General features: G+C 74.7%; 1 protein-coding gene and 1 pseudogene. Both read left to right on the top strand.

From position 1 onward, the window contains the following. The coding region (locus AB0J52_RS40705; protein ID WP_500188575.1) for a hypothetical protein at positions 1 to 1,194 on the top strand (1,194 nt) is incomplete at its 5' end. After that, positions 1,187 to 1,381: pseudogene (locus tag AB0J52_RS40710) on the top strand (NADH-quinone oxidoreductase subunit H); the annotation flags it as partial. The gene AB0J52_RS40705 and the pseudogene AB0J52_RS40710, both read left to right, overlap by 8 nt.

Below are 1,381 nucleotides of genomic sequence, written 5' to 3' on the forward strand. Positions count from 1 at the left end.
GTCGAGGCCGAACTGCGCCGCCGCGGCTGGCGGCCCGCCCTCGCGCCCGCCGAGGCCGACCTGCTCATCGTCTGCGGCCGTCCCGGCCCCGAACTCGCCCAGGCCGTCGAGACCGTCTGGGACCAGATGCCGAACCCGCGCGCCCGCGCCGACCTGCGCGCCGTGTCGGACGTCCCGTCCGCGCTGGACGACGCGTCCGCCCACCTGGCCGACGAGTCCGCCCAGATCGAGGACGCCGCGAACCGCACGTCCTTCAGCCCGGAAGAGCCCATGGACCACGCCGCCATGGACCACGGCGAGATGGATCACGGGGACATGGACCACGCCGCGATGGGGCACGGCGGTCATGGGAGCCATGCCGCGATGGGCCATGAGTCCGGCGGCCACGAGGCGATGGACCACGCGGCCATGAGCCATGAGGCGATGGGGCACGCGCCCCAGGACCACGGCGACATGGGTGGCCACGACGAACACGAGGGGCACGGTGCCCCTGAAGTCTCCGAAGGCCATGAGGGTCACGGGGACATGGGCGGGCACGGCGGCCACGGCGGGCACGGTGGTCATGGCGGGGGCCATGACCACCACATGATGGGGGCGCCGCACGGGCTGGCGATGGCCGATCGTGCGCCGGACCGGGACGGGCTCAAGCTGGACGTCCTGCATGTGCCGTTCGGGCCGGTGCTCGCCGACTGGCCCGCCGGGCTCAAGGTGACGCTGACGTTGCAGGGCGACATCGTCCAGGCGGCCGAGGTGGAGACCCTCGCCGGGGACGCGGACGGCGCCGAACCGTTCTGGGACGGCACGAACGCGGTGGCGGCCCGCCTTGACGCGCTCGCCCGCCTGCTCGCCGTCGCGGGCTGGACGGGACAGGCCGCTCAGGCCCGGGTCCTCCGCGACGAGGCCCTTGAAGAAGGACGCGTCGAACCGTCCCGCCTGGCGAAGTTCGTGCGGCGCACGCGTCGTTCGCGCACGCTGTGCTGGATGCTCCAGGATGTCCGCCTCGGCGAGGCCACCGTCTGGACGCGCGCGTCCGCCTGGCTGGCCGAGCTCGGCGGGGAAGAGCACACGCACACCCCGCCGGACGCTCCGCTCGACGAACTGCTCGTAGGGGTGGACGTCGCGGCGGCCCGGCTGATCGTCGCGGCGCTCGCCCCCGACCTCGACACCGAGAGCGCGGTGCACGCGCATGTCTGAGTCCCTGATCGTCCTTCCGCTGGCCGTGGCGTTGCTGACGGTCGCGGCGGCGGCGTTCGACGCCGTCCTCGGCGCGGCCGTCGCCGGAAGCCCCGGGCCGTGGCGGGCGTGGGACGCGCCGCTGCGGGAGGCCGCGCGCCTGCTCGTCCGGCAGCGGCGGAGCACCCTCGCCGCCGACCGGCTGCTG

The sequence above is a fragment of the Spirillospora sp. NPDC049652 genome (assembly GCF_040675125.1).
Classification (GTDB): Bacteria; Actinomycetota; Actinomycetes; order Streptosporangiales; family Streptosporangiaceae; genus Spirillospora.